We start from the raw sequence: 7756 nt of genomic DNA, 5'->3' as shown, positions 1-7756 counted from the left end.
GCCCCATTCCCGCTCCCCCTGGAAATCCCGCCGCCGCGCGCTCTTCACCGCGGCCCGAACCGCCCTGCCCGCCACCGGCGCACCGCTCACGGTGACGACGCCGTTCACGCGAAGGGCGTTCCGTCCACTCGCAGCCGTCATCGCGGCCGTACTCGCCGGCGTGCTCCTACAGGTGCCGCTCACACCGGCGCGCGCGGCGATCCGGGATGTACTGCCGATGACCATCACCAACAATTCAGGGCGCACCGGGCAGGTGCACCTGTACGTGGTCGGCGTGAACATCGGCACCGGCCGGCTCGGATATGTCGACGAGGCGGGGACGTTCACGCCCTGGCCTGCGGGTTCGATCCCGCCGAGCCCCGCTCCCGACGTCTCGATCAGCGGCCCCGCCAATGGCGCGGCGAAGACGATCCGCATTCCGCGCGGCCTTTCCGGGCGCGTGTACTTCTCGATCGGGGAGAAGATCAGTTTCTTCCTCACGCCCGACGGACTCGTCCAGCCGGCGCCGTGGAATCCGAGCGATCCCAACCACGACGTCGTATTCGACTGGAGTGAATTCACCTTCAATGCCGACGGGCTCTGGCTCAACAGTTCCCAGGTCGACATGTTCAGCATCCCGCATTCCGTCGCGGTCACGAACGGCGCGGGCGCGACGACACGGACGGGAGTACTCGTACCGAATGGCCGGGAACGCATCTTCGACGCCGTACAAGGCCAGGCCGGAGACTGGACCAGTCTGGTCACGACACGCGCGGACGGTCTGCGGCTCCGCGTCCTTTCCCCGGCGAAGGGAATCGACGCGGGCGTTTTCGGCTCCACCTACCTCGACGGGTACATCGGCAGTGCCTGGGACGCCTACAGAACGCGCACGCTGACCGTCGTGCCATTCCAGCACGAGCCGCAGAAGCGGTTCTCCGGCCGGACCGACGCCGGCGGCGCCATGCACTTCACCGACGACACGGGCGCCGTGGTGGCCTCGTTCCAGAAGCCCACCACCAAGGACGTGTTCGGCTGCGACGGCAGGCTCCACGCGCCCAACGACCACGTGGTCGGCCCGATCGCGCGGACGCTGTGCGCGGCGCTGCACCGCTCAACGCTCGGCCATCTGGACACCCAGCCCACCTACGACGCCGGCCAGTTCTACACGCGGGAGGTCACCAACCACTACTCGCGGATCGTCCACGCGAACATGGCCGACGGCAGGGCCTACGGATTCCCGTTCGACGACGTCGGCGGGTTCGAGTCCCTCGTCCACGACGGCTCCCCGGCCTCCGCCGCGATCGGCTTGACGCCGTGGTGACCTGATGCGGGCGTGACGTGAACCGTCCCGATGCGAAAGTGGTGGCGTGACCTCGCTGTCCACCGAGCAGGGACACCCGCCGGCGTCTCCGCGCGAGACGCCGGCGGGCCGTTTCGGAGCGCTGCGGCGGCACCGGCGGTGGCTGACCGCCCTCGCCGCCGCGGTGCTGCTGGCCCAGATGGCGGCGGCGATGCTGACCGCCGCCGCGCGGCAGTCCCCGACCAACGACGAGCCGGTGTACGCGGGGACGGGCGCGTACTACGTGTACGAGCACGACCTGCGCTACAACCCCGAGCATCCGCCGCTGGGCAAGCTGCTCATCGGCGTCGGAATCGCCCTCAGCGGGGCGCACCTCGACGCCGCCTACACCGGCGGCCAGTACGCGGCCGGACGGCACTTCCTGTACGGCTCCGGCAACAACGCGCAGCGCGTCTTGCTGGCGGCACGACTCCCGGTCATCGTCCTGACGCTGCTGTTCGGCCTCGTCGTCTTCGCCTTCGCCCGCGACCTCGCCGGACCGCTCGGCGGGCTCGGGGCGCTCGCCCTGTACTCCTTCTCCCCCGACGTCATCGCGCACGGGTCGCTGGCCACGCTCGACGTGCCGATGGCCGGTTTCCTGCTGACGGCGGCATGGCTGCTGTGGCGGGCGCGGCGGCGGCCGCGGCTCTGCCTCCCGCTCGCGGGCCTGGCGCTCGGCGCGGCCGTGGCGACCAAGATGAGCGCGCTGCCCGCGATCCCTCTGCTGCTGGGCCTGGCCGCGCTCTCGGTGTGGTCGGCGGGACGGGAGCGCGCCGCCTCCCGCCGCCGGCTCCTCGCGGCCTGCGCCGCGTCGGCCGCAGGGATCACCGTGCTCGTGGTCGCGGTGGTGTGGGCGAGCTACCTGGCCGTCGACCCGCGGCTGCGCTGGACGGCGCCGGCGGACGTGCCGTCCATCGGCGGGCTGCGCGGGTTCGCCGCCGGCCTGCTGCCGTTCCCGGCGCCGTTCCGGGACGGGATGCGCGTCCAGTTCGGCTTCGAGGACCTCCGGTGGACGGGCTTCCTGTTCGGCCGGGTCTACCAGGGCTCCCTCTGGTACTACCTCCCGGCCGCGCTGCTGGTGAAGACGCCGCTCGGGACCCTCGCGCTGTGGGCGGCGGGCGGCGCCGCGCTCCTCGCGGTGCCGCGGCTCCGGCCCGCCGCGCCGTACGTGCTGCTGCCCGCCGCCGTGCTGCTGGCCGCGGCCATGACCGGCGACCGCGACCTCGGCGTCCGCTACGCCGTCTTCCTCCCGATGTTCCTCGCGGTGGCGGCGGCCGGCCTGGCCGCCGTCCGCCGGCGCTGGACACCGGCGATCGCGGGCGCGCTGGTGCTGTTCACGGCGGTCAGCTCGCTGCGGACGTACCCGTACTACCTGCCCTACTCCAACGAGGCGTTCGGCGGCCCGGCAAAGACCCACCGGCACCTGCACGACTCGAACGTCGACTGGGGCCAGGACCTCCGCCGCCTCGCCGCCCACCTCAGGGAACGGCACCCCGGCGAGAAGGTCTGGCTCGCCTATAAGGGCCAGGGAGTCCCCTCCTACTACGGCATCCGCGCGTCGGACCCGCTCACCGTCCCGCCAGGCCGGGTCCACGGGCTGCTGGTGGTGTCGAACACCTTGATCGCCAAGTCCGACCCGCGGCTGACCCCCCTGATCGCCACCGCCGAGCCGGTCGGCGACGTCGGCCACTCCATCACGGTCTTCCACCGCCCGTAACCGTCCGGTGGGCGTGAGCGCGGGACCAGAGGGCGGGCCAGCCGCCGGAGGCGAGCCAGGAGGCGGGGACGCGGAGGCCGTGCGCGGCGACCTCGTCCCAGAAGACGGCGGTGTCGGCGCCGAGCTCGCGGGCGGCGGGCAGGGCGCGCCGCCATGGGCCGTCCTCGTCATCGAGCGTGGTCGCGGGATAGCCGGGGACCTTGGTCTTGCGCGGCGCCGTCACCGGCACCGCCTCGAATCCGGCGGCCTCGCAGCTGACGGTGACGACGAGGGCGCAGAGGAGCGGTTCGGTCGCGCGGTGCGCGAGGGCGCGGGCGATGACCGGATCGTCCTGGACCGCCAGCCGGCCGATCGCCCGGCGCGTCCGGCGGCCCGCCAGGTCGAGGTTGTAGGCGCCGGCGATGACGGGGATCTTGATGAGCCTGCGCAGCGTCTTCGGCAGCGGGGGCTCGCCCAGCAGGAGCCCTAGCCGGTCGAAGCGGTCGCGCAGCGCCGGGTCGAGGGCGTCCAGCGCGGTTTCGAGGGGGCGGGCCTGCGTCGCGGCCCACAGCCCGATCAGGTCGACCGCTCCGGAGTCGAGCGCGCGGCGGACGGCGGAGGTCAGCTGTGCCGCACCCAGGCGGCGCAGCCGGACGAGCGCGGCGTCCGGCGGCGTCGCGGCGACGGCGGCGTACGCGCCGAGGGCCCCGGGTGCGGTCTCGTCCCAGGCCCGCCCGGCCAGCGTTCCGAGCGGCGGGCCCGCGTCCTCGACGAGGCGCGGCGCGGCGCGGCGGCGGACGGGACGCGCCGGCGGAGGCTCGTCCGGAGCCGGGACGGGCTCCTCGGCGACGGCGCCCGGGATCGCGGCGACCCAGTCGCGGATCCGCCGTTCCAGCGCCGGGTCCGGGTCGTTGTTGAACCTCGCCGCGATCTCGCTGACCCGCCACCCCCGCGACGCGGGCCGCAGCGGGGACACCTCGGCGTTGACGGCGAGCAGCCCGTGCCCGTCGTAGAAGCCCAGCAGACCGGTGCGGCCCTCGCGGGCCTCGTCCACGTAGCCGGGCCCGGCGATGCAGTTGCCCATGTAGTCGGCCCAATCCGCCAGATCGCGGGCGCTGCGCGCGACCCTGGCGCGGACGCCCGCGCCCGGGACCGCCAGACCGTCCCGCGCGAGCAGCGGGGCGGGGACGGCGAAGTCGCCGGTCAGCGCCTCGGCGACCGCCGTGCCCGACATCAGCCCTTCGGTGAGGCCGGACCAGGTCCGGGCACCGCGCGGCGGGACGCCGCCGAGCGCGGTGAGCTGCGCGGCGCCCGAGACCGCCAGCGTGACCGAGTCGAGCCGGGGGGCCAGAGGTTCGCTGACGGGCTCAGGGTCATGGTCGAACCAGGGGGCGCCGGTGCCGGGCAGGGCCCGGGCCCGGTCGTGGCCGTGCAGCCGGGCGAGCGCGTCGAGCAGGTCGGCGTACCACAGCAGGTCACCGACCCTTTCCACGGCGGCGGGGTCGTCCGCGGCGGTGAGCCGTGCGTGGAGGGGGGCGGTGCCGTCCAGCAGCGGGTCCGACCAGGGCGGGATGCCGGCCCAGTCGCCCGGCGGGCGCTCGTACCCGGCCGCCTCGCGCCAGTCCCGCAGCCCCGTCGCGGCCCACTCGCGCAGCGTCGCGTCGCGGTACCCGAGCATCTCGATCATGATCACCTCGATCTCCACGATGATCACGAGGGCGTAGGCGCGGGCGGAGGTGAGCCGTGGCCTGACGTAGGCGGCGAACCCGGCGTCACTCGGCGCGTCGCCCGACAGCCTGCGGCAGAGGTCGCGGACGTGGGGGGCCGGCCGCGCCGGGATGCCGGTGAGCCCCGGGACGCGCCGCGCGGAATGGGCCGCGACCGTGTCGGAGACCTGCGCCGCCGCCGCCCGGAGGAGGGAGGCCGTGCGGTCCAGGCCGTCGTCGAGCCCGTGGTCGGCGACCGCCGTCGCGGTGCGCAGCAGGGCCGTGGCGCCGAGCGCGTCCTGGACGATCCGGTCGAGCCGGTCGCGCCAGTACCGTTCGTCCGGGGTCCACCTTGCGGCAACCGCGAGGGAGGGGTTCTGCGCGAGGCCGAGGGACGTCCTCAGCATGCCGAGGATCTCCTCGTCGTCGTGGTGGCGGCGCCGCTCGCGCAGCCGGGGAACCCGGTCCCGGCCGCTCTGCGTCGCCAGCCGCCGCTTCCGCCGTGCGATCCCCGCGTGGTGCTCCAGGACCCGCGCCCACAGATCCAGGATCAGATCGAGCCTGCGATGCCGCGGCACCGGCGCCAGCACCTGCCTCAGGTGCTCCCCGAGCACCGACGGGAGGTCACCGGGGACGATGTCGGCGTCCAGGCGGGGGATCTCCAGCGCGAGCACCCGCTCCAGTTGCTCCGGCCCGAGCACGTCGCTCGCCGCCACCGCCAGGTGCAGCGCGGCCCACCGGCCCTCCTCGACGGCACGCGCCGCGCCCGCGCCCACCCGCCTGGTGACCGTGGGGCCGAACAGCGCCACCAGGAACCCGCCGCGGTCGCCCAGCCGTCCCGCCTCGCGGAAACCGAGGACCCGCAGCGCGGCCAGGACGGCGTCCCGCTGGTCGCCGCGCGCCCCGTCCAGCCGCGCGGACCGGAATCCCGCTCCCAGGTCGACGCCGGCGCCCGCCGCGACCGCTCCCCCGGCCCGGACGAGCCGGGCGAGTTCGGCGACGGCGCGCGCGGCGTCCGCCTCGGCGGCGTCCTCGGGTCCGAGCGCGACGGGCTCCCCCGGGCGCGCGTCCGCCCCGCCCGGCAGCCGGACCGGCCCGGACGGCCGGTCCGCCCAGGCGGCGAGGCCCGAGGCCACCACACCCCACGCGAGACGGATCTTCACGCGCCCCATGATCCCGCCCGGGCGCGCAGCGCCCAACGCGTTTCTCGTCCGCTGTGATTGGCTGAGCGCATGTACGACGTCGTGATCGCGGGCGGCGGGCACAACGGGCTGGTCGCGGCCGCCTACCTGGCCCGGGCCGGGCGGCGGGTGCTGGTGCTGGAACGGCTCGGCCACCTGGGCGGGCTGGCCGTCTCGGCGCGGGTGTTCCCCGGGGTGGACGCGCGGGTGTCCCGGTACTCCTACCTCGTGAGCCTGCTGCCGTCGCGGATCGTCCGCGACCTGGGGCTGAAGATCGAGCTGCGGGGGCGGCGGTACGCGTCCTACACGCCGGTCGGCGCCGGCGGGCTGCTGATCGACAACGGCGACGAGGCGCGGACGGCCGCGTCCCTCGGCGCCGACGCCGAGGCGTGGCGGCGGTTCTACGGGACGGCCGGGCGGGTCGCGGCCCGGGTCGCGCCGACGCTGCTGGAGCCGCTGCGCGACCGGGCCGGGCTGCGGACCGTCGTCGACGACGCAGAAGCCTGGCGGGATCTGTTCGAGCGGCCCATCGGGGAGGTGGCCGACGAGCGTTTCGCGGGCGACACCGTACGCGGGGTGGTGCTCACCGACGCGCTGATCGGCACCTTCGCCGACCCGGCCGATCCGTCACTCCTGGCCAACCGCTGCTTCCTCTACCACGTCATCGGGAACGGCACCGGCGACTGGAACGTGCCGGTGGGCGGGATGGGCGCGGTGAGCGGAGCGCTGGCCGGCGCCGCCCGCGCGGCCGGCGCGGAGCTGCGGACGGGGATGGAGGTGCTGGCGGTCGACCCGTCCGGCGAGGTGGCGTTCCGGGACGCCGAGGGCGCCGAGCACGCCGTCTCCGCCCGGTGGGTGCTGGTCAACATGCCGGGCGGGGCCGGTGACGAGGAGATGCCCGAGGGGTCGCAGCTGAAGGTGAACATGGTGCTCTCCCGGCTGCCCCGGCTGCGCGACCCGTCCGTCCGGCCGGAGGAGGCGTTCGCCGGGACCTTCCACATCAACGAGGGGCGCGCGCAGCTGGCCAGGGCGTTCGAGGAGGCCGAGGCCGGCCGGATTCCCGCGCTGCCGCCCGCCGAGGTCTACTGCCACTCGCTGACCGACCCGTCCATTCTCGGTCCGGAGCTGCGGGCGGCCGGGGCGCACACCCTCACGCTGTTCGGCCTGCACATGCCGGCGCGGCTCTTCCGCGCGGACCCGGCGGGCGCGCGGGAGGCGGCCCTGCGCGCCACCCTCGCGTCGTTCGACTCGGTGCTCGCCGAGCCGATCGGGGACTGCCTGCTGCGCGCCCCGGACGGCTCGCCGTGCCTGGAGGCCAAGACGCCCGTCGACCTGGAGGACGAGGCGGGCCTCCCCGGCGGGCACATCTTCCACCGCGACCTGTCGTGGCCGTTCGCGGAGGAACCCGCGGAGCGGGGGCGGTGGGGCGTGGAGACCGAGCGTCCGCGGGTGCTGCTGTGCGGGGCGGGCGCGCGGCGCGGCGGCGGGGTCAGCGGCATTCCGGGGCACAACGCCGCCCGCGCCGTCCTCGAGGCGGGTTAGCGGCCGCAGGCGCGGTGCAGTGCCTCGGTCACCGGCCCGGGGTCGGCGGACGGGAGGACGGCGGCGAGGTGCCCGTCCGGGCGGACGACATGGACGGTGTCCGGCCCGGCCCGCAACGCCTCCCGGAGGACCCCGTCCGCGTCGATCTCGTCCAGCGCGTGGACCGTGTGGGGAACGCCCGTCCGCAGCCGCAGGGCCCGGCGGTTCGCGGTCAGGACGACGAAGCCGGTGCCGAACAGGCGGCGCAGGCGGGTGCGCTCGCCGCCGACGGCGCACGGCCCGTCCGGGCAGAGGACGCCGGGCACGGGCGGGC

4 protein-coding genes and 1 pseudogene are annotated in these 7756 nt (G+C 75.3%); 3 read left to right on the top strand and 2 right to left on the bottom strand.

Translation table 11 applies throughout. The features are described from left to right. Window positions 1-1300: beta-1,3-glucanase family protein (locus tag E1266_RS33295; protein WP_243719203.1), on the top strand; the 1300-nt coding region annotated here is incomplete at its 5' end. A gap of 46 nt (window positions 1301-1346) precedes the next feature. Then, window positions 1347-3035: a phospholipid carrier-dependent glycosyltransferase gene (locus E1266_RS33290; RefSeq protein WP_207946065.1), complete on the top strand. Its 1689-nt coding sequence runs from the start codon at window positions 1347-1349 to the stop codon at window positions 3033-3035. Here E1266_RS33290 and E1266_RS33285 read toward each other — a convergent pair. Continuing rightward, window positions 3013-5883 carry a hypothetical protein gene (locus E1266_RS33285; protein WP_132053926.1) on the bottom strand — a complete coding sequence of 957 codons (2871 nt, stop codon included), beginning with the start codon at window positions 5881-5883 and terminating at the stop codon, window positions 3013-3015. The genes E1266_RS33290 and E1266_RS33285 overlap by 23 nt on opposite strands. Before the next feature lie 69 nt (window positions 5884-5952). On the opposite strand from E1266_RS33285, the gene E1266_RS33280 reads away from it, so the two are divergent. Continuing rightward, on the top strand, window positions 5953-7443 hold the full coding sequence (locus tag E1266_RS33280; RefSeq protein WP_132053924.1) for an NAD(P)/FAD-dependent oxidoreductase: 1491 nt from the start codon (window positions 5953-5955) through the stop codon (window positions 7441-7443). Here the strand turns inward: E1266_RS33280 and E1266_RS38460 are convergent. Further along, a pseudogene (locus E1266_RS38460) lies at window positions 7440-7756 on the bottom strand (pentachlorophenol monooxygenase); the annotation flags it as partial. The gene E1266_RS33280 and the pseudogene E1266_RS38460 sit on opposite strands and share 4 nt — an antisense overlap.

The sequence above is a fragment of the Actinomadura sp. 7K534 genome (assembly GCF_004348575.1).
GTDB lineage: Bacteria > Actinomycetota > Actinomycetes > Streptosporangiales > Streptosporangiaceae > Spirillospora > Spirillospora livida.
This window is presented reverse-complemented; position numbering and strand designations above follow the sequence as displayed.

Coding starts and splice junctions, on each gene's coding strand:
- E1266_RS33280 (WP_132053924.1), top strand. CDS start 5,953: ATGTACGACGTCGTGATCGCGGGCGGCGGGCACAACGGGCTGGTCGCG.